The 21536-nt window shown below is 68.0% G+C and carries 32 protein-coding genes; 31 read left to right on the top strand and 1 reads right to left on the bottom strand.

What is annotated here, in order from left to right:
- The first annotated feature begins 476 nt into the window (after positions 1–476).
- The 30 genes from rpsJ to rplQ all read left to right on the top strand — a co-directional run bounded on the left by rpsJ (position 477) and on the right by rplQ (position 17014).
- Positions 477–785: a 30S ribosomal protein S10 gene (gene rpsJ / locus ACLBXX_RS13280; protein WP_018171443.1), complete on the top strand. Its 309-nt coding sequence runs from the start codon at positions 477–479 to the stop codon at positions 783–785.
- An 8-nt stretch (positions 786–793) separates the two neighbouring features.
- Positions 794–1453, top strand: coding sequence for a 50S ribosomal protein L3 (gene rplC / locus ACLBXX_RS13275; protein ID WP_045301481.1), 660 nt, complete (start codon positions 794–796; stop codon positions 1451–1453).
- 4 nt (positions 1454–1457) lie between these two features.
- On the top strand, positions 1458–2120 hold the full coding sequence (gene rplD / locus ACLBXX_RS13270) for a 50S ribosomal protein L4 (protein WP_387144677.1): 663 nt from the start codon (positions 1458–1460) through the stop codon (positions 2118–2120).
- Positions 2117–2416 carry a 50S ribosomal protein L23 gene (gene rplW, locus ACLBXX_RS13265; protein ID WP_310288349.1) on the top strand — a complete coding sequence of 100 codons (300 nt, stop codon included), beginning with the start codon at positions 2117–2119 and terminating at the stop codon, positions 2414–2416. Before rplD ends, rplW begins: the two co-directional genes overlap by 4 nt.
- Positions 2417–2440: 24 nt before the next feature.
- Entirely contained in the window at positions 2441–3280 is an 840-nt protein-coding gene (gene rplB / locus ACLBXX_RS13260; RefSeq protein ID WP_045301487.1) for a 50S ribosomal protein L2, read from the top strand.
- A 12-nt stretch (positions 3281–3292) separates the two neighbouring features.
- Positions 3293–3574: a 30S ribosomal protein S19 gene (gene rpsS, locus ACLBXX_RS13255; protein WP_045275479.1), complete on the top strand. Its 282-nt coding sequence runs from the start codon at positions 3293–3295 to the stop codon at positions 3572–3574.
- A gap of 22 nt (positions 3575–3596) precedes the next feature.
- Positions 3597–3995 carry a 50S ribosomal protein L22 gene (rplV, locus tag ACLBXX_RS13250; RefSeq protein ID WP_310288351.1) on the top strand — a complete coding sequence of 133 codons (399 nt, stop codon included), beginning with the start codon at positions 3597–3599 and terminating at the stop codon, positions 3993–3995.
- Positions 3995–4777, top strand: coding sequence for a 30S ribosomal protein S3 (gene rpsC / locus ACLBXX_RS13245; RefSeq protein ID WP_045301490.1), 783 nt, complete (start codon positions 3995–3997; stop codon positions 4775–4777). The genes rplV and rpsC overlap by 1 nt, the downstream gene beginning before the upstream one ends.
- Positions 4777–5196 carry a 50S ribosomal protein L16 gene (rplP, locus tag ACLBXX_RS13240; protein WP_018171451.1) on the top strand — a complete coding sequence of 140 codons (420 nt, stop codon included), beginning with the start codon at positions 4777–4779 and terminating at the stop codon, positions 5194–5196. Before rpsC ends, rplP begins: the two co-directional genes overlap by 1 nt.
- On the top strand, positions 5196–5510 hold the full coding sequence (gene rpmC / locus ACLBXX_RS13235; protein WP_045301493.1) for a 50S ribosomal protein L29: 315 nt from the start codon (positions 5196–5198) through the stop codon (positions 5508–5510). The genes rplP and rpmC overlap by 1 nt, the downstream gene beginning before the upstream one ends.
- On the top strand, positions 5510–5824 hold the full coding sequence (rpsQ, locus tag ACLBXX_RS13230) for a 30S ribosomal protein S17 (RefSeq protein ID WP_056371390.1): 315 nt from the start codon (positions 5510–5512) through the stop codon (positions 5822–5824). Before rpmC ends, rpsQ begins: the two co-directional genes overlap by 1 nt.
- On the top strand, positions 5821–6189 hold the full coding sequence (rplN, locus tag ACLBXX_RS13225) for a 50S ribosomal protein L14 (RefSeq protein ID WP_056371389.1): 369 nt from the start codon (positions 5821–5823) through the stop codon (positions 6187–6189). The genes rpsQ and rplN overlap by 4 nt, the downstream gene beginning before the upstream one ends.
- A 4-nt stretch (positions 6190–6193) precedes the next feature.
- Positions 6194–6553 (top strand): 50S ribosomal protein L24, encoded by a 360-nt coding sequence (gene rplX, locus ACLBXX_RS13220; protein WP_310288358.1) that lies wholly within the window; start codon positions 6194–6196, stop codon positions 6551–6553.
- 2 nt (positions 6554–6555) lie between these two features.
- Entirely contained in the window at positions 6556–7146 is a 591-nt protein-coding gene (gene rplE / locus ACLBXX_RS13215) for a 50S ribosomal protein L5 (protein WP_447658390.1), read from the top strand.
- Between the two features lie 137 nt (positions 7147–7283).
- On the top strand, positions 7284–7682 hold the full coding sequence (gene rpsH / locus ACLBXX_RS13210; protein WP_045301501.1) for a 30S ribosomal protein S8: 399 nt from the start codon (positions 7284–7286) through the stop codon (positions 7680–7682).
- A 6-nt stretch (positions 7683–7688) separates the two neighbouring features.
- Positions 7689–8225 (top strand): 50S ribosomal protein L6, encoded by a 537-nt coding sequence (rplF, locus tag ACLBXX_RS13205; protein WP_387144667.1) that lies wholly within the window; start codon positions 7689–7691, stop codon positions 8223–8225.
- Positions 8226–8227: 2 nt separating this feature from the next.
- Positions 8228–8587: a 50S ribosomal protein L18 gene (rplR, locus tag ACLBXX_RS13200; protein WP_056371381.1), complete on the top strand. Its 360-nt coding sequence runs from the start codon at positions 8228–8230 to the stop codon at positions 8585–8587.
- 20 nt (positions 8588–8607) lie between these two features.
- Positions 8608–9276 carry a 30S ribosomal protein S5 gene (gene rpsE, locus ACLBXX_RS13195; protein ID WP_396821076.1) on the top strand — a complete coding sequence of 223 codons (669 nt, stop codon included), beginning with the start codon at positions 8608–8610 and terminating at the stop codon, positions 9274–9276.
- On the top strand, positions 9276–9461 hold the full coding sequence (rpmD, locus tag ACLBXX_RS13190; protein ID WP_018171461.1) for a 50S ribosomal protein L30: 186 nt from the start codon (positions 9276–9278) through the stop codon (positions 9459–9461). The genes rpsE and rpmD overlap by 1 nt, the downstream gene beginning before the upstream one ends.
- Positions 9461–10102 carry a 50S ribosomal protein L15 gene (gene rplO / locus ACLBXX_RS13185; protein ID WP_387144662.1) on the top strand — a complete coding sequence of 214 codons (642 nt, stop codon included), beginning with the start codon at positions 9461–9463 and terminating at the stop codon, positions 10100–10102. Before rpmD ends, rplO begins: the two co-directional genes overlap by 1 nt.
- A 98-nt stretch (positions 10103–10200) precedes the next feature.
- Entirely contained in the window at positions 10201–11523 is a 1323-nt protein-coding gene (gene secY, locus ACLBXX_RS13180) for a preprotein translocase subunit SecY (protein WP_045301508.1), read from the top strand.
- Positions 11520–12113, top strand: a complete 594-nt coding sequence (locus tag ACLBXX_RS13175) for an adenylate kinase (protein ID WP_447658389.1) — start codon at positions 11520–11522, stop codon at positions 12111–12113. The genes secY and ACLBXX_RS13175 overlap by 4 nt, the downstream gene beginning before the upstream one ends.
- 4 nt (positions 12114–12117) lie before the next feature.
- Positions 12118–12960 (top strand): type I methionyl aminopeptidase, encoded by an 843-nt coding sequence (map, locus tag ACLBXX_RS13170; protein WP_447658388.1) that lies wholly within the window; start codon positions 12118–12120, stop codon positions 12958–12960.
- A 10-nt stretch (positions 12961–12970) separates the two neighbouring features.
- Positions 12971–13669, top strand: coding sequence for a DsbA family protein (locus ACLBXX_RS13165; protein WP_387144654.1), 699 nt, complete (start codon positions 12971–12973; stop codon positions 13667–13669).
- Positions 13670–13862: 193 nt separating this feature from the next.
- On the top strand, positions 13863–14084 hold the full coding sequence (gene infA / locus ACLBXX_RS13160) for a translation initiation factor IF-1 (RefSeq protein ID WP_018171468.1): 222 nt from the start codon (positions 13863–13865) through the stop codon (positions 14082–14084).
- A 64-nt stretch (positions 14085–14148) separates the two neighbouring features.
- Positions 14149–14265, top strand: coding sequence for a 50S ribosomal protein L36 (rpmJ, locus tag ACLBXX_RS13155; RefSeq protein WP_005050492.1), 117 nt, complete (start codon positions 14149–14151; stop codon positions 14263–14265).
- A 158-nt stretch (positions 14266–14423) separates the two neighbouring features.
- Positions 14424–14798, top strand: coding sequence for a 30S ribosomal protein S13 (gene rpsM / locus ACLBXX_RS13150; RefSeq protein ID WP_387144648.1), 375 nt, complete (start codon positions 14424–14426; stop codon positions 14796–14798).
- Between the two features lie 33 nt (positions 14799–14831).
- Positions 14832–15230 carry a 30S ribosomal protein S11 gene (gene rpsK, locus ACLBXX_RS13145; RefSeq protein WP_018171470.1) on the top strand — a complete coding sequence of 133 codons (399 nt, stop codon included), beginning with the start codon at positions 14832–14834 and terminating at the stop codon, positions 15228–15230.
- A gap of 163 nt (positions 15231–15393) precedes the next feature.
- Positions 15394–16383, top strand: a complete 990-nt coding sequence (locus ACLBXX_RS13140; protein WP_116194480.1) for a DNA-directed RNA polymerase subunit alpha — start codon at positions 15394–15396, stop codon at positions 16381–16383.
- Between the two features lie 67 nt (positions 16384–16450).
- On the top strand, positions 16451–17014 hold the full coding sequence (gene rplQ / locus ACLBXX_RS13135) for a 50S ribosomal protein L17 (protein WP_447658394.1): 564 nt from the start codon (positions 16451–16453) through the stop codon (positions 17012–17014).
- Between the two features lie 119 nt (positions 17015–17133).
- Here rplQ and ACLBXX_RS13130 read toward each other — a convergent pair whose 3' ends face one another.
- Complete coding sequence (locus tag ACLBXX_RS13130) at positions 17134–19155, bottom strand: acyltransferase family protein (RefSeq protein ID WP_447658387.1); 2022 nt, start codon at positions 19153–19155, stop codon at positions 17134–17136.
- A gap of 217 nt (positions 19156–19372) precedes the next feature.
- Here ACLBXX_RS13130 and ACLBXX_RS13125 point away from each other — a divergent pair, with 217 nt between their 5' ends.
- On the top strand, positions 19373–21532 hold the full coding sequence (locus ACLBXX_RS13125; RefSeq protein ID WP_447658386.1) for an adenylate/guanylate cyclase domain-containing protein: 2160 nt from the start codon (positions 19373–19375) through the stop codon (positions 21530–21532).
- The last annotated feature ends 4 nt before the right edge of the window (positions 21533–21536 follow it).

The raw sequence follows: 21536 nt of genomic DNA, 5'->3' as shown, positions 1-21536 counted from the left end.
AAAATAGGAGGGTGGGAGGGGGCGGTCGCGCACAGCGCGACCGCCCTTTCGCATGGGGGTGCAGCATCCATCCTGCGAACCCTCCTGAGAAACGACCGAGCATACCCGCGTCGCGACACGCCCGAGTTTGCGACACGCCCGGGCTGCACGTAGACTAGTGAGGTTCCACATTCCGACGCCCCTCTTGGCGTGCGTCGGATCACTGCCAGGGCAGTGCATAGGCAGCGCATAAGCGCAGGGTCCTAGGCCGCGGGCAGCAGAACCACCACATCACGATTCCACCTCGGGCGGAGCTTTGCTTCGCGCGCGGGGGAGGACGGATGCCGGGACGCGGCGCTTCGGCGCGGCACCCGGGATTGACAGCAGAACAGCGGTGCAGCACGCACTGCGCAAGCGGTGCAGAAGTGCCATGGCGCTTTGCGCCACGTGCGTCCAATGCCACAGGGGTATGACGCGAGAAAGAGAGTGAGCAGACAATGGCGGGACAGAAGATCCGCATTCGCCTGAAGTCGTACGACCACGAGGTCATCGACTCGTCGGCCCGGAAGATCGTCGACACCGTGACCCGTGCGGGCGCGACGGTCGTGGGCCCCGTGCCCCTTCCGACGGAGAAGAACGTGATCGCCGTGATCCGTTCTCCCCACAAGTACAAGGACAGCCGCGAGCACTTCGAGATGCGCACCCACAAGCGTCTGATCGACATCATCGATCCGACGCCCAAGGCTGTCGACTCGCTCATGCGCCTCGACCTCCCGGCCGATGTCAACATCGAGATCAAGCTCTGAGGTTCGACATGGCTGACATCAACAACAAGGTTTCCAAGGGCCTGCTGGGCACCAAGCTCGGCATGACCCAGGTCTGGGATGAGAACGGCAAGCTCGTTCCCGTCACCGTCATCGAGATCGCCCCGAACGTGGTCACCCAGGTTCGCACCCCCGAGAAGGACGGCTACAAGGCCGTGCAGATCGGCTACGGGCAGATCGACCCCCGCAAGGTGAACCAGCCCCTCACGGCCCACTTCGAGGCCGCGGGTGTCACCCCGCGCCGTCACCTCACCGAGATCCGCACCGCGGACGCCGCTGACTACTCACTCGGTCAGGAGCTCACGGTGGACGGCACGTTCGAGGCCGGCCAGCTGGTCGACGTCGTCGGCACCAGCAAGGGCAAGGGCACCGCGGGTGTCATGAAGCGCCACAACTTCAAGGGTGTCTCCGCTTCGCACGGTGCGCACCGCAACCACCGCAAGCCCGGCTCGATCGGCGCCTCGTCGACCCCGAGCCGCGTCTTCAAGGGCATGCGCATGGCCGGCCGTATGGGTGGCGAGCGCGTGACCGTCCTCAACCTCAAGGTGCACGCCATCGACGCCGAGAAGGGTCTGCTGCTCGTCAAGGGCGCCGTCCCCGGTGCTCGCGGCCGCATCGTCTACGTCCGCAACGCAGTGAAGGGTGCCTGATCTCATGGCTGACTCGACTCTCGCGCTCGACGTCGTGAAGGCAGACGGCAAGAAGGCTGGTTCCGTCCAGCTTCCCGCCGAGCTCTTCGACGTCAAGACGAACATCCCGCTCATCCACCAGGTCGTCGTCGCGCAGCTCGCGGCGGCTCGCCAGGGCACCCACTCGACCAAGCGTCGCGGTGAGGTCTCGGGCGCCGGCCGCAAGCCCTTCAAGCAGAAGGGCACGGGTAACGCCCGCCAGGGCTCGATCCGCGCGCCGCACATGACCGGTGGTGGCATCGTCCACGGTCCGAAGCCGCGCGACTACTCGCAGCGCACCCCCAAGAAGATGATCGCGGCCGCCCTGCTGGGCGCGCTCAGCGACCGTGCTCGCGGTGAGCGCCTCCACGTCGTGGAGTCGTTCGCGATCGAGGGTGCCCCGTCGACCAAGGCCGCTGTCGCGGTCCTGACGGCACTCGGCGCCACCAAGAACGTGCTCGTGGTCGTGGACCGCTCGGACGACATCAGCGTCCTCAGCGTCCGCAACATCGCGTTCGCGCACGTGCTGCCGGCTGACCAGCTCAACGCCTACGACGTGCTCGTCTCTGACGACATCGTCTTCACCAAGGCCGCCTACGACGCGTTCGTCGCGTCGAAGAGCGCCGCCACCCAGGAGGTCTCGGCATGACGAACGTCAACAAGGACCCGCGCGACATCATCCTGAAGCCGGTCGTTTCGGAGAAGAGCTACGGGCTCATCGACGAGGGCAAGTACACCTTCCTCGTCGACCCCCGTGCCTCGAAGACCGAGATCAAGCTCGCCATCGAGAAGATCTTCGGCGTCAAGGTCGCAGCGGTCAACACGCTCAACCGCACGGGCAAGGCCCGTCGCACCCGCTTCGGCACGGGCAAGCGCAAGGACACCAAGCGCGCCATCGTGACCCTGAAGTCGGGCACCATCGACATCTTCACGGCAGTCGGCTGACGGTCGGGATAGAGGACTAGAGATATGGCTATTCGCAAGTACAAGCCCACGACCCCGGGTCGCCGCGGCTCGTCGGTGGCCGACTTCGCCGAGATCACCCGATCGACGCCTGAGAAGTCGCTCCTCCGCCCGCTCAGCAAGACCGGTGGCCGCAACAACCAGGGCCGCATCACCACGCGTCACATCGGTGGTGGCCACAAGCGTCAGTACCGCGTCATCGACTTCCGTCGTAACGACAAGGACGGCATCAACGCCAAGGTCGCTCACATCGAGTACGACCCCAACCGCACCGCGCGCATCGCGCTCCTGCACTACTTCGACGGCGAGAAGCGCTACATCATCGCGCCGAACAAGCTGTCGCAGGGCGACATCGTCGAGTCGGGTCCGTCGGCCGACATCAAGCCGGGCAACAACCTGCCGCTGAAGAACATCCCCACCGGTACCGTGATCCACGCGATCGAGCTCCGCCCCGGCGGCGGCGCGAAGCTGGCCCGCTCGGCCGGTGCGTCGGTTCGCCTCGTGGCGAAGGACGGCCCGTACGCCCAGCTGCGTCTGCCCTCGGGCGAGATCCGCAACGTCGACGCGCGCTGCCGCGCGACCGTCGGTGAGGTGGGCAACGCCGAGCAGTCGAACATCAACTGGGGCAAGGCCGGCCGCAACCGCTGGAAGGGCATCCGCCCGACCGTCCGCGGTGTCGCCATGAACCCGGTCGACCACCCGCACGGTGGTGGTGAGGGTAAGACCTCCGGTGGTCGTCACCCGGTTTCGCCGTGGGGTCAGGCCGAAGGCCGCACCCGTCACGCGAACAAGGAAAGCGACAAGTACATCGTCCGTCGTCGCAACGCCGGCAAGAAGCGGAAGTAGGAGTAGAGGAAGATGCCTCGCAGCCTTAAGAAGGGCCCCTTCGTCGACGAGCACCTGCTTCGCAAGGTCGTCGTCCAGAACGAAGCCGGCACCAAGAACGTCATCAAGACCTGGTCGCGCCGTTCGATGATCATCCCGGCCATGCTGGGTCACACCATCGCCGTGCACGACGGACGCAAGCACATCCCCGTGTTCGTGTCCGAGACCATGGTCGGCCACAAGCTGGGCGAGTTCGCGCCCACCCGCACCTTCCGCGGCCACGTGAAGGACGACAAGAAGGGCCGCCGCCGCTGACGCGGGGGCAGAGGAGAGAGAAATGGTGGAGTCCATCGCACGCGTGCGACACATCCGCGTGACCCCTCAGAAGGCTCGTCGTGTCGTTGCGCTCATCAAGGGCAAGCAGGCTGAGGAGGCCCTGGCCATCCTCAAGTTCGCACCGCAGGGTGCGAGCGAGCCGATTTACAAGCTCGTCGCCGCCGGCATCGCGAACGCTCGCGTCACGGCAGACAAGAACGGCGAGTACCTGGACGAGCAGGACCTGTACGTGAAGAACGCGTACGTCGACGAGGGCACGACGCTCAAGCGTTTCCAGCCCCGCGCGCAGGGTCGTGCCTTCCAGATCAAGAAGCGCACCAGCCACATCACCGTCGTGCTCTCGACCCCCGAGGTCGCTGAGACGGCGCCGGCTGCCAAGAGCAAGAAGGCGAGCAAGTAATGGGACAGAAAGTCCACCCGTACGGCTTCCGCCTCGGCATCACGACCGACCACGTGTCGCGTTGGTTCTCGGACTCGACGAAGCCCGGCCAGCGTTACGCCGACTACGTCGCCGAGGACATCCGCATCCGCAAGCTCCTGCAGACCCAGCTCGACCGGGCCGGCGTGAGCAACATCGAGATCGAGCGCACCCGTGACCGCGTTCGCGTCGACATCCACACCGCCCGCCCGGGCATCGTGATCGGTCGCCGCGGCGCCGAGGCCGAGCGCATCCGCGCCGACCTCGAGAAGCTCACCGGCAAGCAGATCCAGCTGAACATCCTCGAGGTCAAGAACCCCGAGGCCGACGCTCAGCTCGTCGCGCAGGGCATCGCCGAGCAGCTCACCGCTCGTGTGGCGTTCCGTCGCGCGATGCGCAAGGGCCTGCAGGGCGCTCAGCGCGCCGGCGCCAAGGGTGTCCGCATCCAGGTCTCCGGCCGCCTCGGCGGCGCCGAGATGAGCCGCTCGGAGTTCTACCGCGAGGGTCGTGTGCCGCTGCACACGCTGCGCGCGAACATCGACTACGGCTTCTACGAGGCGAAGACCACCTTCGGCCGCATCGGCGTGAAGGTCTGGATCTACAAGGGCGACCTCACCAACAAGGAGCTCGCTCGCGAGCAGGCCAACGCGCCGAAGTCGGACCGTCGTCGTGACGACCGTCGTGGCGGCCCGCGTGGCGACCGCGGCGAGCGTGGCGGCGACCGCCGCAACGAGGCCCCCGTGGCAGAAGGAGCGTCGGCGTAATGCTCATCCCCCGCAAGGTCAAGTACCGCAAGCAGCACCACCCCGGCCGCTCGGGCCAGGCCACCGGTGGCACCAAGGTGTCGTTCGGTGAGTTCGGCATCCAGGCCCTCACGCCCGCTTACGTGACGAACCGTCAGATCGAGTCCGCTCGTATCGCGATGACCCGTCACATCAAGCGTGGCGGCAAGGTGTGGATCAACATCTACCCCGACCGTCCGCTCACCAAGAAGCCGGCCGAAACCCGCATGGGTTCCGGTAAGGGTTCGCCCGAGTGGTGGGTCGCAAACGTCAAGCCGGGTCGCGTCCTCTTCGAGGTCGCCGGCGTCAACGAGGAACTCGCTCGTGAGGCCCTGACCCGTGCCATCCACAAGCTGCCTCTCAAGGCACGCATCATCAAGCGCGAGGAGGGCGACGCGTAATGGCGATCGGCACCAAGACGCTCGCCCCGAGCGAGCTCGACACGTTCGAAGACCAGCGCCTCGTCGAGGAGCTGCGCAAGGCCAAGGAAGAGCTGTTCAACCTGCGCTTCCAGTCGGCGACCGGCCAGCTCGAGAGCCACGGCCGCATTCGCGCGGTCAAGCGCGACATCGCGCGGCTCTACACCGTGATCCGTGAGCGCGAGCTCGGCATCCGTGCCACGCCCGCGCCGCTGGAGACCGCGACGAAGGCGAAGAAGACGAAGGCCAAGAAGGCGGATGCCGCTGACGAGGCCGCGAAGGAAGAGGCCGAGTGATGGCTGACAAGAAGCAGGCCGCTGAGGTCGAGCACGGCGAGCACGACGTTCGCGACGCCGACGCCCGTGGCTACCGCAAGGCCCGCCGTGGCTACGTCGTCAGCGACAAGATGGACAAGACCATCGTCGTCGAGGTCGAGGACCGCGTGAAGCACCCGCTCTACGGCAAGGTCATCCGCCGCACCTCCAAGGTGAAGGCGCACGACGAGACGAACTCCGCCGGCATCGGCGACCTCGTCCTCATCAACGAGACCCGCCCGCTCAGCGCCACCAAGCGCTGGCGTCTGGTCGAGATCCTGGAGAAGGCCAAGTGATTCAGAACGAGTCCCGCCTCAAGGTCGCCGACAACACGGGCGCCAAGGAGCTGCTCACCATCCGCGTTCTCGGTGGATCGAACCGCCGTTACGCGGGTCTCGGTGACATCATCGTGGCCACCGTCAAGGACGCGATCCCGGGCGGCAACGTCAAGAAGGGCGACGTCGTCAAGGCCGTCGTCGTTCGCACCAAGAAGGAGACCCGTCGTCCCGACGGTTCGTACATCAAGTTCGACGAGAACGCCGCCGTCATCCTGAAGAACGACGGGGAGCCCCGCGGCACCCGCATCTTCGGACCGGTCGGTCGTGAGCTTCGTGACAAGAAGTTCATGAAGATCGTCTCGCTCGCACCGGAGGTGATCTGACCCCATGGCCAAGATCAAGAAGGGTGACCTGGTTCAGGTCATCACGGGCAAGAAGCAGGACAAGGGCGGCGACCGCGGCAAGCAGGGCAAGGTCCTCGAGATCTTCGCCGAGCAGAACCGCGTGATCGTCGAAGGCGTCAACTTCGTCACGAAGCACAACCGTGTCGGTCAGTCGCAGCGCGGCACCAAGACGGGCGGCATCGAGACGATGGAAGCCCCCATCCACATCTCCAACGTCCAGGTCGTCGACCCCTCGACCAAGAAGCCGACCCGTGTCGGCCACCGTGTCGAGGAGCAGACCAAGGACGGCGTGAAGCGCACCGTCCGCGTGCGCTACGCGAAGAAGTCAGGCAAGGACCTCTGAACATGAGCAGCACCACTGCCGTGGAGGCTGGCAAGATCCAGCCCCGCCTGAAGCAGAAGTACAACGGCGAGATCAAGAAGGCTCTGCAGGACGAGTTCGGCTACGCCAACGTCATGCAGATCCCCGGCCTGGTCAAGGTCGTCGTGAACACCGGTGTCGGCGAGGCAGCTCGCGACAGCAAGGTGATCGATGGTGCGGTCGACGACCTCACCAAGATCACCGGTCAGAAGCCGGTCGTGACCAAGGCCCGCAAGTCCATCGCGCAGTTCAAGCTGCGTGAGGGCCAGGCCATCGGCGCGCACGTCACCCTCCGTGGTGACCGCGCGTGGGAGTTCATCGACCGCCTCGTCAACCTGGCGCTGCCCCGCATCCGCGACTTCCGCGGCCTCTCGGGCGCCCAGTTCGACGGTCACGGCAACTACACCTTCGGTCTCCAGGAGCAGTCGGTGTTCCACGAGATCAACCAGGACAGGATCGACCGCGTCCGCGGCTTCGACATCACCATCGTGACGACGGCGAAGACGGACGCCGAGGGCCGCGCACTCCTGCGCGCCCTGGGCTTCCCGTTCAAGTCGGACGAGGCGCAGGCGTAATTCCTGAATCGGATGCCTCGACCCGGGCGCATGCGCGCGGGTCGAGGCATCCGGATCCCATAACTGAACATGGCAATCATGGAAGGTCGTCCGGCGTGTAACGCCTGCCGATACCTCGTGAACAAAGGAATCAAGAAATGACAATGACAGACCCGGTCGCAGACATGCTGACCCGTCTGCGCAACGCGAACTCGGCGCACCACGACTCCGTGTCGCTGCCGAGCTCCAAGCTCAAGACCCACATCGCCGAGATCCTCAAGCAGGAGGGCTACATCTCCGCGTGGGAGGTCAGCGACGCCCGCGTCGGCTCGACCCTCACCCTGACGCTCAAGTACGGCCCGAACCGCGAGCGGTCGATCGCCGGCATCAAGCGCGTCTCGAAGCCCGGCCTCCGCGTGTACGCGAAGTCGACCGAGATCCCCCGCGTCCTCGGCGGCCTCGGCGTCGCGATCCTGTCCACCTCCTCCGGTCTCCTCACGGACCGTCAGGCAGAGCAGAAGGGCGTGGGTGGGGAAGTCCTCGCCTACGTGTGGTGATCTGACATGTCGAGAATCGGTCGTCTTCCGATCGACATCCCCGCCGGCGTGACCGTTTCGGTCGATGGCCAGGATGTCGCCGTCAAGGGCCCCAAGGGCGAGCTCCTGCTCACCGTGGCCCGTCCCATCGAAGTCAAGGTCGAAGAGGCGCAGGTCGTCGTGACCCGTCCCGACGACGAGCGCGCCTCGCGTTCGCTGCACGGCCTGACCCGCACGCTCATCAACAACAACATCATCGGTGTCACCCAGGGCTACACCAAGGGTCTCGAGGTCGTCGGCACGGGTTACCGTGTTGCGCAGAAGGGCACGGCGGTCGAGTTCGCTCTCGGCTTCTCGCACCCCGTCCTCGTCGAGGCGCCCGAGGGCATCACCCTGACCGTCGAGGGCAACAACAAGCTCACGGTCGCGGGCATCGACAAGCAGGCCGTCGGCGAGGCCGCGGCCAACATCCGCAAGATCCGCAAGCCCGAGCCGTACAAGGGCAAGGGTGTGCGGTATGCCGGCGAGGTCGTTCGTCGCAAGGCCGGAAAGAGTGGTAAGTGACCATGGCTGTCAAGACAAAGACCCAGGCGCGTTCGCGCCGTCATGCCCGCCTCCGCAAGAAGGTCGTCGGCACCGAGCTGCGTCCGCGCCTCGTCGTCACCCGTTCGGCCCGCCACGTCTTCGTGCAGGTCGTGGACGACAGCAAGGGCCACACCGTGGCCTCGGCCTCGACGCTCGAGACCGGTCTGCGCACGTTCGACGGTGACAAGACCGCCAAGGCCCGCAAGGTCGGCGAGCTCGTCGCCGAGCGTGCGAAGGCCGCCGGCGTCTCGGACGTCGTGTTCGACCGTGGCGGCAACCGCTACGCCGGCCGTGTCGCGGCGATCGCCGACGGCGCCCGCGAGGGAGGTCTGAACCTGTGAGTGACAACAAGGAGAACATCGTGACCGAGCAGGCTGCTGCCGAGGCTCCGGCCGACGCCGCCGCGACGGCTCCCGCCGAGCGCGAGCGCGAGCCGCGCCGCGGTGGGCGCGAGCGCAACCAGACCCGCGGTGACCGCGGTGGTCGCGATCGCAACGAGAGCCAGTTCCTCGAGCGTGTCGTCACCATCAACCGCGTGTCGAAGGTCGTCAAGGGTGGTCGTCGCTTCAGCTTCACCGCGCTCGTCGTCGTCGGCGACGGCAACGGTGTGGTGGGCGTCGGCTACGGCAAGGCCCGCGAGGTGCCCCTGGCGATCTCGAAGGGTGTCGAAGAGGCCAAGCGCAACTTCTTCCGCGTGCCGCGCGTCGGCTCGACCATCCCGCACCCCGTGCAGGGTGAGGCCGCTGCCGGTGTGGTGCTGCTGCGCCCCGCCGCCGCCGGTACCGGTGTCATCGCCGGTGGCCCGGTGCGTGCCGTCCTCGAGTGCGCCGGTATCCACGACGTGCTGTCGAAGTCGCTCGGCTCGTCGAACACGATCAACATCGTCCACGCGACGGTGGAGGCCCTGAAGCAGCTCGAGGAGCCCCGTGCGGTCGCCGCGCGTCGCGGTCTCGACTTCGACCAGGTCGCCCCCGCCCGTCTCGTCCGTGCCGAGGCTGAGGCCGCGGCCGCTGCGAAGGCAGGTGTCTGATGGCTGCGCGCCTGAAGGTTACGCAGGTCAAGTCCAAGGTGAGCGAGAAGCAGAACCAGCGTGACACGCTGCGTTCGCTCGGTCTGAAGCGGATCGGCGACTCGGTCGTCCGCCCCGACGACGCGCAGACGCGCGGCTACGTCCGGACCGTCGCGCACCTCGTGAAGGTTGAGGAGATCGACTGATGGCTGAGAAGAACGACGCCGTCGAGGCCGAGAAGGCCCCGAAGAAGGCTGCTGCTCCCAAGGCTGCCGCCGAGAAGAAGGCTGCTGCTCCCAAGGCTGCCGCCGAGAAGGCCCCCGCGAAGGCGGCCGCCGCCAAGGCGGACAAGGCTGAGAAGGCCCCCGCGAAGAAGGCTGCCCCCAAGAAGGACGCTCCGGCCTCGCGCCCGGGCGTGCTGAAGGTGCACCACCTTCGTCCGGTCCCCGGCTCCAACACCGCGAAGACCCGTGTCGGTCGCGGTGAGGGCTCGAAGGGCAAGACGGCGGGTCGCGGTACCAAGGGTACGAAGGCCCGCTACCAGGTCAAGGTCGGCTTCGAGGGTGGGCAGATGCCGCTGCACATGCGCACCCCGAAGCTCCGCGGCTTCAAGAACCCGTTCCGCGTCGAGTACCAGGTCGTGAACCTGGACAAGCTCGCGGAGCTGTACCCGGCTGGTGGCGACGTCACCATCGGCGACCTGGTCGCCAAGGGTGCAGTGCGCAAGAACGAGAAGGTCAAGGTGCTCGGCACCGGCGACATCGCGGTGAAGCTCAACGTGTCGGTCGACAAGGTCTCGGCTTCGGCCGAGCAGAAGATCGTCGCCGCGGGCGGCGCCGTCAAGTAATACGCACACAGTGGGGGTCGGAGCTTGCTCCGGCCCCCACTGGGTTACCCTGGACGTCGGTACGTCTGCGTGCCGACGCCCCCTCTGGAGGAATCCTCTTGTTCAGCGCCATCGCGCGGATCTTCCGCACACCCGACCTTCGGCGGAAGATCGCATTCACACTGGCGATCATCGCCCTGTATCGCTTCGGCGCGCACGTTCCTGCGCCGTTCGTCGACTTCCCGAACGTGCAGTCGTGTCTGCGGCAGTCCGCCGGCACCGAGGGCCTCCTCTCGCTGGTGAATCTCTTCTCCGGCGGCGCCCTCCTGCAGCTGTCGATCTTCGCCCTCGGCGTCATGCCATACATCACGGCGACGATCATCGTGCAGCTGCTGCGCGTCGTCATCCCGCACTTCGAGACCCTCTACAAGGAGGGCCAGGCGGGCCAGGCCAAGCTCACGCAGTACACGCGCTACCTCACGATCGCGCTCGCACTGCTGCAGTCGACCACGCTCGTCACCGTTGCGCGCAGCGGCCAGCTCTTCGGGACCACCGGTGTTCCCGAGTGCGAGAACCTCCTCACGAACGACGTGTGGTGGGCTCAGCTGCTCATGATCATCACGATGACCGCCGGCACCGGCCTCATCATGTGGTTCGCCGAGCTCGTCACCGAGCGCGGCATCGGCAACGGCATGTCGCTGCTGATCTTCACCTCGATCGCCGCAGCGTTCCCCGCCTCGATGTGGGCGATCTGGCAGTCCAAGGGCTTCGAGGTCTTCCTGCTCGTCCTGGCCGTCGGCATCGTCGTCGTCGCGCTCGTCGTCTTCGTCGAGCAGTCACAGCGCCGCATCCCCGTCCAGTACGCCAAGCGCATGGTCGGACGCCGCACCTACGGCGGCACGAACACGTACATCCCGATCAAGGTCAACATGGCCGGCGTCGTGCCCGTCATCTTCGCCTCGTCGCTGCTGTACATCCCGGCGCTCATCGCGCAGTTCAACCAGCCGCAGGCGGGCGAAGAGGTTCCGGCCTGGGTCGCATGGATCCAGCTGTACCTGGTGCGCGGCGACCACCCGCTGTACATGGCGCTGTACTTCCTCCTCATCGTCGGCTTCACGTACTTCTACGTCGCGATCACGTTCAACCCGGTCGAGGTCGCCGACAACATGAAGAAGTACGGCGGCTTCATCCCCGGCATCCGTGCCGGTCGCCCCACGGCGGAGTACCTGGACTACGTGCTCACGCGCATCACGCTGCCGGGCTCGATCTACCTCGGTCTGATCGCGCTCCTGCCGCTCATCGCCCTCGCGACGGTCGGCGCCAACCAGAACTTCCCGTTCGGCGGCGCCTCGATCCTGATCATCGTCGGCGTGGGTCTCGAGACGGTGAAGCAGATCGACGCGCAGCTGCAGCAGCGCCACTACGAAGGGCTCCTCCGATGACGCGACTTCTGATCGTCGGCCCGCAGGGTTCGGGCAAGGGCACGCAGGGCATCCGCATCGCCGAGGCGTTCGGCGTCCCGGCCATCTCGACGGGCGACGTGTTCCGCGCCGCCGTCGCGGACGGCTCGGACCTCGGCAGCCAGGTGAAGGCCATCATCGAGGCGGGCGACCTGGTCCCCGACGAGCTGACCAGCGCCGTGGTGCGCGAGCGCCTCTCGCAGGGCGACGCCGAGGGCGGCTTCCTGCTCGACGGCTACCCCCGCAACGTGGCTCAGGTCATGCACCTCGACGAGTTCCTCGAAGGACGCGACGAGGCGCTGGACGCCGTCATCCTGCTCGACGTGCCGCGTGAGGAGAGCATCTCGCGCATCGCGGGCCGTGCTGCCGAGCAGGGTCGCAGCGACGACACCGAAGAGGTCATCGCCAACCGTCTGGCGATCTACGAGCGCGAGACGGCGCCCATCCTCGGCGTGTACGAGACGCGCGACCTCGTCGTGCCGGTCGACGGTGTGGGCAGCCTCGACGAGATCACCGGGCGGATCGTCGCCGCCCTCGAGGCGCGCGGGCTCGTCCGCGTCCCCGTCGCCTGATCCCGTGTCGCTCCGCCGTTCGATCTACAAGTCGCCCGCCCAGCTGCGGGCGATGGTGGAGCCCGGGCTCATCACGGCTGCGGCGCTCGACGCGGCCCGCAGCCTGATCGCTTCGGGCGTGACGACGGCGGAGCTGGATGCCGCGGCATCCGCTCTCATCGCCGGCCGGGGCGCGAAGTCCAACTTCCAGATGGTGCGCGGGTACCGACACACCATCTGCGCCTCGGTCAACGAAGAGGTCGTGCACGGCATCCCCGGCGACCGGGTGCTCGCGCCCGGCGACATCCTCTCCGTCGACGCCGGTGCCGAGTACAAGGGCTGGAACGGGGACTCCGCGTTCACGTTCGTCCTTCCCGACGACAGCCGTCCTGAGGTGGTCGCTCAGCGGCAGCACCTGTCGGACGTGACGGAGGGGTCGCTGTGGGCCGGCATCGCCGCGCTCGCGACCGCGAAGCACATCGGCGAGGTCGGCACCGCCATCCAGGCGCACATCGAGGCGCACTCGCCCGAGTCCGGCACCTACGGGATCCTGCGCGAGTACGTCGGGCACGGCATCGGCCGGAAGATGCACGAGTCGCCCTCGGTGTTCAACTACCGCGTCGCCGATCCAGGCCCCGAGGTGCGGCCCGGACTCGTGCTCGCCATCGAGCCCATGGTCGTGATCGGCGACCAGGCCACGTTCGTCGAAGACGACGGATGGACGGTCTCCACGATCGACGGCACCGCCGGCTCCCACTGGGAGCACAGCGTCGCCGTTCACGAAGACGGAATCTGGGTGCTCACCGCACCCGACGGCGGCGCCGCGGGCCTTGCGCCCTTCGGCGTGACCCCGCGCGAGATCGCCTAGGAGGCTCCACATGGCACAGACGGCACGCAAGACCAACTGGTTCGCGATCTGGGTGACCCTGGGCGTCGTGGTGGCGCTCGTGCTCGTCACCGTGCTCGTGGTCACCCTGAACAACGCGGCGACGCCCAAGCCGCTGCCGACCGAGGTGAACACGCCGTCGGCGTCGAACATCGACAGCGAGACCGGCGCGATCGTCGTCGGCACCGGTGAGGACACCCTCGGCACCTACGTCGACTTCATGTGCCCCGTCTGCAACCAGTTCGAGCAGGTCTACGGCGCCGAGATCCAGAGCATGGTCGACGACGGCAGCATGACGCTCGAGATCCACCCGATCTCGATCCTCGACAGCCAGTCCAGCGGCACCCAGTACTCGACCCGCTCCGCGAACGCCGCCTACTGCGTCGCCGTCGCCGACGCCGACGCGTCGCTGCCCTTCCTCCAGGCGATGTTCGAGAACCAGCCCTCCGAGGGTTCGAAGGGCCTCACCAACAATGAGATCCTCGACATCGCGTCGGGCGTCGGTGTCACGGGCATCGACTCGTGCGTCAACGACGGCACCTACGCCGGCTACGTCACCGCGATGACGCCCGAGACTCCGATCCAGCCGGGCTCCTCGGGAATCGGCACCCCGACCATCACGGTCAACGGCCAGGTCATCGCGAACTCGTCGCTCCCGCCCGCGGGGTCGCTCGCGACGCTGTTCGGATAATCCTTCCGGGGAACGGATGCCGCTGCCGCGGCATCCGTTCTCCATGCGTGCTGGGAAGGGCCTGGGCCAGGTTGCCGAGGCATCCACTATCACGTATGCTTGATCTTTGGTGCGTTGCGCCTGTATTGGCGTGTCGCCGCACCGAATCCCATCCACCGCAGATCGACCGGTCTGCACAAGTGTTAGCGAGCGTATGGCGAAGAAAGACGGTGTCATCGAGATCGAGGGCGTCGTGTCCGAGGCGCTGCCCAACGCGATGTTCCGCGTTGAGCTCAGCAACGGCCACAAGGTCCTCGCGACGATCTCCGGCAAGATGCGGCAAAACTACATCCGCATCATCCCCGAGGACCGTGTCGTCGTGGAGCTGTCGCCCTACGACCTCACCCGCGGGCGCATCGTCTACCGCTACCGCTAGACCGGTCGAGAAGTAACACCCCAGGCTCCGGCCTGCCCGGTGAAGACAGCGAAGAGAAGAAAACATGAAGGTCAACCCCTCCGTCAAGCCCATCTGCGACCACTGCAAGGTCATCCGTCGCCACGGTCGCGTCATGGTGATCTGCAAGAGCAACCCGCGTCACAAGCAGCGCCAGGGCTGACCTCAGGTCTGGACGGATGCCGCGAGCCGCGGCATCCGTCATCCCACAACTGAATACGACGACAGGCAGCGTCAGAACCTCTCCGGAGGGGACACCTCGGGCTGGGGGCCCGGGCACCGACACTGCTCCACACCTCCACCAACTCTCAGGAGAATCGCATGGCACGTCTTGCCGGCGTTGACATCCCGCGCGACAAGCGCGTGGTGATCGCCCTCACGTACATCTACGGCGTCGGCCGTACCCGCTCGAACGAGATCCTCGCCGCGACGGAGATCGACGAGAACATCCGCGTCAAGGACCTCAGCGACGACCAGCTCGTCGCGCTCCGCGACTACATCGAAGGCACCTACAAGGTCGAGGGTGACCTCCGTCGTGAGGTTGCCGCCGACATCCGCCGCAAGGTCGAGATCGGTTCCTACGAGGGCCTGCGCCACCGCCGCGGCCTCCCGGTGCGCGGGCAGCGCACGAAGACGAACGCGCGTACCCGCAAGGGCCCGAAGCGCACCGTCGCCGGCAAGAAGAAGGCGCGCTAAGGCGCGGCCCCCAGGGTTTAGGAGAGCAAGCACATGGCACAGGCCAAGTCCGCCGCGCGCAAGCCGCGCCGCAAGGAGAAGAAGAACATCGCGCTGGGCCAGGCCCACATCAAGTCGACGTTCAACAACACGATCGTCTCGATCACCGACCCGTCGGGCGCCGTCATCAGCTGGGCGTCGTCGGGTGGCGTGGGCTTCAAGGGCTCGCGCAAGTCGACGCCGTACGCCGCCGGCATGGCCGCGGAGTCCGCTGCCCGTCAGGCGCAGGAGCACGGCGTCAAGAAGGTCGACGTCTTCGTGAAGGGTCCGGGCTCGGGCCGCGAGACCGCGATCCGTTCGCTGACGGCCGCCGGCCTCGAGGTCGGCTCGATCCAGGACGTGACGCCGCAGGCCCACAACGGCTGCCGTCCGCCCAAGCGCCGCCGCGTCTGACACCCCGTAAGCCGGGGCACCGTTCGTCGGTGCCCCGGCTCCGGCACGTTTCACGGATGCCCGGGCCGGCGCGCGAGCGGCGGCCGCAGCATCCCGAGTAAAACTCAACACCTCACCCACCGCACGTGTCATATAGCGGGCACGTGATCGAAAGGAACACATAGTGCTCATCGCACAGCGTCCCACTCTGACCGAGGAGAAGATCGGGGAGTTCCGCAGCCGTTTCGTCATCGAGCCGCTGGAGCCCGGCTTCGGTTACACGATCGGCAACGCGCTGCGTCGCAGCCTCCTGTCGTCCATCCCCGGCGCAGCCGTGACGTCGATCCGCATCGACGGCGTCCTCCACGAGTTCAGCACCATTCCCGGTGTCAAGGAGGATGTCACCGAGATCATCCTCAACATCAAGCAGCTGGTCGTGTCCAGCGAGCGCGACGAGCCCATCACCGCGTACCTCCGCAAGACCGGCGCCGGTGAGGTCACCGCCGCCGACATCTCGGCTCCGGCCGGTGTCGAGGTGCACAACCCCGAGCTCGTCATCGCGACGCTCAACGACACCGCGAAGTTCGAGCTCGAGCTCACCATCGAGCGTGGCCGCGGCTACGTCTCGGCGACCCAGAACCGCAACGAGTACGCCGAGGCCGGTCAGATCCCGGTCGACTCGATCTACTCGCCGGTCCTCAAGGTCTCGTACCGCGTCGACGCGACGCGTGCGGGTGAGCGCACCGACTTCGACAAGCTCGTGCTGGACGTCGAGACCAAGTCCTCGATCGCCCCGCGCGACGCCGTCGCCTCGGCCGGTCGCACCCTGACGGAGCTCTTCGGCCTGGCCCGCGAGCTGAACGTCGAGGCCGAGGGCATCGAGATCGGCCCCGCGCCGGTCGAGACCGTCCTGTCGAACGAGCTGTCGATGCCCATCGAGGACCTCGACCTCTCGGTGCGTTCGTACAACTGCCTCAAGCGTGAGGGCATCAACACCGTGTCGGAGCTCGTCGCCCTCTCGGAGACGCAGCTCATGAACATCCGCAACTTCGGTCAGAAGTCGGTCGACGAGGTGCGCGACAAGCTCGTCTCGCTCGGCCTGTCGCTGAAGGACTCGGTTCCCGGGTTCGACGGTGCGCACTTCTACGGCGGCTACGACGACGAGACCGTCTGAGCCAGCCGGATACCGGATGCCGCAGCATCCGTTTCCCGACCGACTTTTCACACTGGAGTAAATGAGAATGCCCAAGCCCACCAAGGGTCCCCGCCTCGGAGGCGGCCCCGCCCACGAGCGCCTGCTGCTTGCGAACCTGGCCGCTGCGCTGTTCACCCACAAGTCGATCAAGACGACCGAGACCAAGGCCAAGCGCCTGCGTCCGCTCGCCGAGCGTCTCATCACGTTCGCGAAGCGCGGCGACCTGCACGCGCGTCGCCGCGTGCTGTCGGTCATCGGTGACAAGGAAGTCGTGCACGTCCTCTTCACCGAGATCGCTCCGCTGGTCGCGGACCGTGACGGCGGCTACACCCGCATCACCAAGGTCGGCAACCGCAAGGGTGACAACGCGCCCATGGCCGTCATCGAGCTCGTCCTCGAGCCCGTGACGAAGAAGCCGTCGGCCAAGAAGGCTGCCGCCGCGAAGGCTGCTCCGGCCGAGGAGGCTCCCGCCGAGGAGACCCCCGCCGAGGAGACCCCTGCCGCCGATGAGGCCGCCGAGGCCGGCGCCGAGTCGCAGGACGAGGGCGCCGCCGCTGAGGCTGCCGCCGAGGAGGCCGTCGAGGCCCCCGCCGAGGAGAAGTCCGAGTAAATCGGATCCCGCCGGGCGCAGCAGCCCGGCACCCCTTGCACCGCGAGGCCCGTCACCCCCTGGGTGACGGGCCTCGCTGCGTTCCCGAGCGTTGACGCCCGGGTGCGGGGGAGCCCGGCTCAGGGGGTGAGGTCGGCGCTGAGGATCTCGGCGAGGCGGTCGGCGCGGTCCGCGGCGTAGGCGCGGCGCTCGTCGGCGAGCTCGTCGACGGCGGCCGCGACGGTGTCGGCGAAGATGCGGCCGCCGGCGGCGCCGGGGTGGATCCTGTCGCCGGCGAGGAGGTCCTCGTGGGGCGCGATGGCACCCGACCAGTCGGCGACGATGACGTTGCGGTGATCGTCGGCGAACGCGGCGAGCTCGGCGTTGACGCCGGGGATCCAGTCGCGCGGGGCGTACGCGTTCACGAGCACGAGGTTGCGCTTCGGGCCGACGGTGTCGGCGAGCTGCTCCAGCGTCGAGAGGTCGACCGCGCCGTTCGTGCCCAGGGCGACGACCACGTACGGCCGCAGCCGGCCCGTGGCGTCGAGGTCGTCGACGATGTCAGGCCCGGCCCACATCGAGCGCGAGACCTCGGCGTCGACGTCGATGCCCGGCAGGCGCTCCACGAGCCCGCCGGCCGACGCCAGCATGACGGAGTCGCCCACGGCGCTGATCTGGTCGCCGGTGATGTCGGCAGCCGCGGAGGACGCGGCATCCGTTCCCGAAGGGGAGGGAGCGATCGGCGCGGGGGCCTCGCGCAGCGCCTTCTCCAGGGCGGCGCGACCTGCCGCGACCGCGGCCTCGGCGCTGGTCTCGTCGGGCGAGACCGCGATGGCGGTGCCCGCACCGGCGAGCACGAGTGCGCCGCTGAGCGCCACGCCGACGGCGCGGAGCCGGGCGCCGGGCCCGGTCTGCAGGCGCGTGGTGAGCAGGCGCACCGAGGCGCGGAATCCGTGCCGGCGCACGGGCGTCTCGATGTAGCGGAACGACAGGGCGGATGCTGCGGCCGTCGCCGCGAGGACGCCCAGGCCGATCCAGACCGGGGCCGTGGCGACGGTCGCGTCGGGTGCGAACGCCGCGACCGCGAGCACGAGGAGCGGCCAGTGCCACAGGTAGATGCCGTAGGAGCGGTCGCCGATCCAGCGCATCGGCCGCACGTCGATCGCGCGTCCGAACCACGAGCCGGGCCACACGCCCGCGACGATCGCGACGGCGCTGAGAAGGCTCGCGGCGAGGAGGGCACCGGGGAACGTCGCCGCCGAGGAGGTCTGCGGCACCATGGCGAGCGCGGCCAGGCCGACGAGGGCGAGCACACCGGCTGCTCCGGTGAGGTCCCGCGCGACACGCGACTCGACCCAGCGCGGACGCACGGCCGCGGCGACGCCGACCGGCCTGGCGCCCGGCACCGCGCGCCAGTGCGGCCCGCGGGTGCCGTCGCCGGTGGTCGCGACGAGCGCGGCGGGCGCAGCATCCGCCGCCCGGAACAGGGGAGCGAGCAGGAACGCGAGGCCGACACCCAGCAGCAGGCCGAACGCGTGCGTGTCGGTGCCGAAGTAGGCGCGCGTGACGTCGCCGCCGCCCGCGACCGCGACGCCCATCCAGACGGCCGATGCCGCCGCCAGCGCGAAGGCGGCCGCCGTGCGCGCCCACGTGCGCGGGAGCAGAAGGAACAGCGGGAAGATCAGCGGCCAGAGCACGTAGAACTGCTCCTCGACCGCGAGCGACCAGAAGTTGCGGAAGAGCTCGGGCGTCGCGGCGGCGAAGTAACCGCCGCCGCCCGCGACCGAGACCCAGTTGTAGCTGAAGGTCGCGGCTGCAAGCACCTGGTCGTCGAGGTCGACGAGCACGTCGCCGCCCACGATCCAGGCGAGGGCCGAGCAGACCACGACCACCCCCGCGAGGGCGGGCAGGAGCCTCCGCGCGCGCCTCTGCCAGAACCGGCCGAGGGCGACGCGTCCGGTCGAGAGCTGCTCCCGCAGCAGCAGGCTCGTGATGAGGAATCCGCTGATCACGAAGAACACGTCCACACCGACGAACCCGCCCGGCAGCAGCGCCGGCGGGAACAGGTGGTAGACGACCACGAGCAGGACGGCGATCGCGCGCATGCCGTCCAGCCCGGCGAAGCGGGCGGGCGGGGCTGGGGAGGGCGCAGTCGACGTCATGGGTTCTCACGAACGAAGGAGGGGAAACGGCAATCATACGCGGCGCGTCTGGGCGTATCACGGCGCGCGGTGGCGGCTCTATGCCAGAAGCAGGCCGAGCGCTACTCTTGGCCCCAACCTCGGCGGGCCGGGGTCATTGGGGATGCTTCCAGCGCCGCTGCACGTGATCGAACGGCGGCGTACGAGGGGAGAGAGCGTGTCCGGATCGGAGACGCCCGTGGCGACACCCGCGCATTGGGTGGGCACGCCACGCGTCCGCGCGCGTGCGGGCCTGTCGATCTACTCGATCCTGCTCATCATGCTGCTGTCGGTGAGCGTGCTCTCGAGCATCGTCGTCGGCATCATCGGGTACGTCAACGGCACCGAGGCGCTGCGCGCGATCGCGTACGAGAAGCTCGTCGAGATCCGCGAGAACCGTGCGCGCGAGGTGTCGCAGCTGTTCCGCTCCATCGAGAACTCGGTGCGGCTTTCAGCGCTGAACGACACCAGCACGGCCGCCGTGCGCGCCTTCACCGAGGGCTTCGACGAGTTGAACGCGCAAGAGACGGATGCCGCAGCATCCGCCGCCGTGAACACCTACTATCGCGACACGTTCGCCGCCGATCTCGAGGAGGCGACCGGCGAGGACGTCGACGGCTCGGCGTTCGCCCCGCGCGGGGCCGCCCAGACGTACCTGCAGAACCACTACGTGATCCCGTACGACAGCTGGGAGGACGCGATCGTCGCCGACGACGCGGGCGACGGCAGCGCGTGGTCGGCGGCGCACGCGAAGTACCACGACTACTACCGCACGATGACCGAGCTGCAGGAGTACGAGGACGTGCTCATGCTCGACACCGAGGGCAACGTCGTCTACAGCGCCTACAAGGGCGTCGACCTCGGCACGAACCTCTTCGACGGGCCGTACCGGCTGTCGAACCTCGCCGTCGCGTACCGCGAGGCGATGGACCGCAACATCGTCGGCGACGTCGTGCTCGCCGACTTCGCGTCGTACGGTCCGAGCCTCGGCGCGCCGGCCGGCTGGGCCGTGGTGCCGATCGCCGACGACGGCGAGGTGCTCGGCGCCCTCGCGATCGAGCTGCCGATCGAGCGCATCGACGATGTCATGACCGTCGCCGGCGAGTGGGAGCTGAACGGCCTCGGCGCGACGGGGGAGACGTACCTCGTGGGCGCCGACGGCACGATGCGATCCGTCTCCCGCGCGCTGCTCGACGACGCGGCGACGTACGAGACGGATGCTGTGGCCGCCGGTCTTGCGCCGGCCGCGGCTGCGCTCGCCGTGAACAACGGAAACACGCTCCTCAGCCAGGCGATCGCGGGCACCGCCGTGACCCGCGCTCTCGCCGGCGATTCGGGCACGCTGCTGGAGAGCGACTACCTCGGCCGCGCCAGCCTCACCGCCTACGCGCCGCTCGAGGTCGACGGTCTGGACTGGGTGATCGTCGCGCAGGAGACCGAGCAGGAGGCGATGGTCCCCGTCGAGGACTTCACGCGCAACCTCATCCTGTCGACGGCGGCGATGATCATCTTCGTCTGCGTGCTCTCGCTGGTGCTCGCGCAGGTGTTCGTGCGGCCGCTGCGCCGCCTCAAGACCGCGGCCCAGCGAATCGCCGCGGGCGACGAGGGCGTGCAGGTCGACGCCGGCTCGAGCGACGAGCTCGCCGACGTCGCGAACGCCTTCAACGACATGAGCCGCAGCCTGCAGGTGAAGTCGCACCTCATCGCGCAGCAGGAGAAGGCCAACGAAGACCTCATCCTGTCGTTCATGCCCGAGGGCATGGCGAGCCGCTACAAGCTCGGCGACGACGCGATCACGCAGGACAGCGACGACGTCACCGTCGTCTTCGCCGACATCGTGGGCTTCGAGGCACTCGCGCTGTCGATGTCGTCCGACGACGCGGTCGCGCGCCTCAACGACCTCATCCGGGCGTTCGACGAGGCGGCCGAGCGGCACGGAGTCGAGCGCGTCCGCACGACGCGGCAGAGCTACTTGGCCAGCTGCGGGCTCGCCACGCCGCGCGTCGACAATGCGCGCCGCGCCGTCGAGTTCGCCCTCGAGCTGGACACGATCCTCGAGCGCTACTCGACCCAGCAGGGCGTCGCGCTGACGCTGCGGGCGGGCCTCGACTCCGGCAAGGTGACCAGCGGGCTGATCGGCCGCGCGCGCGTCGTGTACGACATGTGGGGGGATGCCGTGAACCTCGCGTTCCGCGTGCAGGGCGACTCCGACGAACCCGGCATCTACATCACCCAGCGCGTCGCCGAGCGACTGCCCGATTCGATCACGACCCTGCCTGCGGGCGAGATCGAGACGCAGTCGGGCGGCCAGCGCGTCTGGAAGGTGCAGGCCCCGAGCGTCGTCGTGGCCGAGGGGTGAGGCA

This window comes from Microbacterium sp. C23T, from assembly GCF_053345975.1.
This window is presented reverse-complemented; position numbering and strand designations above follow the sequence as displayed.

Bases quoted from the DNA above. Each gene is read 5' to 3' on its own strand.
- rpmC (WP_045301493.1), top strand. From the start codon at position 5,196: ATGGCGATCGGCACCAAGACGCTCGCCCCGAGCGAGCTCGACACGTTC.
- rplF (WP_387144667.1), top strand. From the start codon at position 7,689: ATGTCGAGAATCGGTCGTCTTCCGATCGACATCCCCGCCGGCGTGACC.
- rplO (WP_387144662.1), top strand. From the start codon at position 9,461: ATGGCTGAGAAGAACGACGCCGTCGAGGCCGAGAAGGCCCCGAAGAAG.
- rplC (WP_045301481.1), top strand. From the start codon at position 794: ATGGCTGACATCAACAACAAGGTTTCCAAGGGCCTGCTGGGCACCAAG.
- rpsK (WP_018171470.1), top strand. From the start codon at position 14,832: ATGGCACAGGCCAAGTCCGCCGCGCGCAAGCCGCGCCGCAAGGAGAAG.
- rpsC (WP_045301490.1), top strand. From the start codon at position 3,995: ATGGGACAGAAAGTCCACCCGTACGGCTTCCGCCTCGGCATCACGACC.
- rpsQ (WP_056371390.1), top strand. From the start codon at position 5,510: ATGGCTGACAAGAAGCAGGCCGCTGAGGTCGAGCACGGCGAGCACGAC.
- rpsS (WP_045275479.1), top strand. From the start codon at position 3,293: ATGCCTCGCAGCCTTAAGAAGGGCCCCTTCGTCGACGAGCACCTGCTT.
- rpsM (WP_387144648.1), top strand. From the start codon at position 14,424: ATGGCACGTCTTGCCGGCGTTGACATCCCGCGCGACAAGCGCGTGGTG.
- rplW (WP_310288349.1), top strand. From the start codon at position 2,117: ATGACGAACGTCAACAAGGACCCGCGCGACATCATCCTGAAGCCGGTC.
- rpmD (WP_018171461.1), top strand. From the start codon at position 9,276: ATGGCTGCGCGCCTGAAGGTTACGCAGGTCAAGTCCAAGGTGAGCGAG.
- ACLBXX_RS13175 (WP_447658389.1), top strand. From the start codon at position 11,520: ATGACGCGACTTCTGATCGTCGGCCCGCAGGGTTCGGGCAAGGGCACG.
- rplD (WP_387144677.1), top strand. From the start codon at position 1,458: ATGGCTGACTCGACTCTCGCGCTCGACGTCGTGAAGGCAGACGGCAAG.
- rpsH (WP_045301501.1), top strand. From the start codon at position 7,284: ATGACAATGACAGACCCGGTCGCAGACATGCTGACCCGTCTGCGCAAC.
- ACLBXX_RS13165 (WP_387144654.1), top strand. From the start codon at position 12,971: ATGGCACAGACGGCACGCAAGACCAACTGGTTCGCGATCTGGGTGACC.
- rplV (WP_310288351.1), top strand. From the start codon at position 3,597: ATGGTGGAGTCCATCGCACGCGTGCGACACATCCGCGTGACCCCTCAG.
- rplP (WP_018171451.1), top strand. From the start codon at position 4,777: ATGCTCATCCCCCGCAAGGTCAAGTACCGCAAGCAGCACCACCCCGGC.
- rplB (WP_045301487.1), top strand. From the start codon at position 2,441: ATGGCTATTCGCAAGTACAAGCCCACGACCCCGGGTCGCCGCGGCTCG.
- rpmJ (WP_005050492.1), top strand. From the start codon at position 14,149: ATGAAGGTCAACCCCTCCGTCAAGCCCATCTGCGACCACTGCAAGGTC.
- ACLBXX_RS13130 (WP_447658387.1), bottom strand. From the start codon at position 19,155: ATGACGTCGACTGCGCCCTCCCCAGCCCCGCCCGCCCGCTTCGCCGGG.
- rplE (WP_447658390.1), top strand. From the start codon at position 6,556: ATGAGCAGCACCACTGCCGTGGAGGCTGGCAAGATCCAGCCCCGCCTG.
- rpsJ (WP_018171443.1), top strand. From the start codon at position 477: ATGGCGGGACAGAAGATCCGCATTCGCCTGAAGTCGTACGACCACGAG.
- rplX (WP_310288358.1), top strand. From the start codon at position 6,194: ATGGCCAAGATCAAGAAGGGTGACCTGGTTCAGGTCATCACGGGCAAG.
- infA (WP_018171468.1), top strand. From the start codon at position 13,863: ATGGCGAAGAAAGACGGTGTCATCGAGATCGAGGGCGTCGTGTCCGAG.
- rplQ (WP_447658394.1), top strand. From the start codon at position 16,451: ATGCCCAAGCCCACCAAGGGTCCCCGCCTCGGAGGCGGCCCCGCCCAC.
- rplR (WP_056371381.1), top strand. From the start codon at position 8,228: ATGGCTGTCAAGACAAAGACCCAGGCGCGTTCGCGCCGTCATGCCCGC.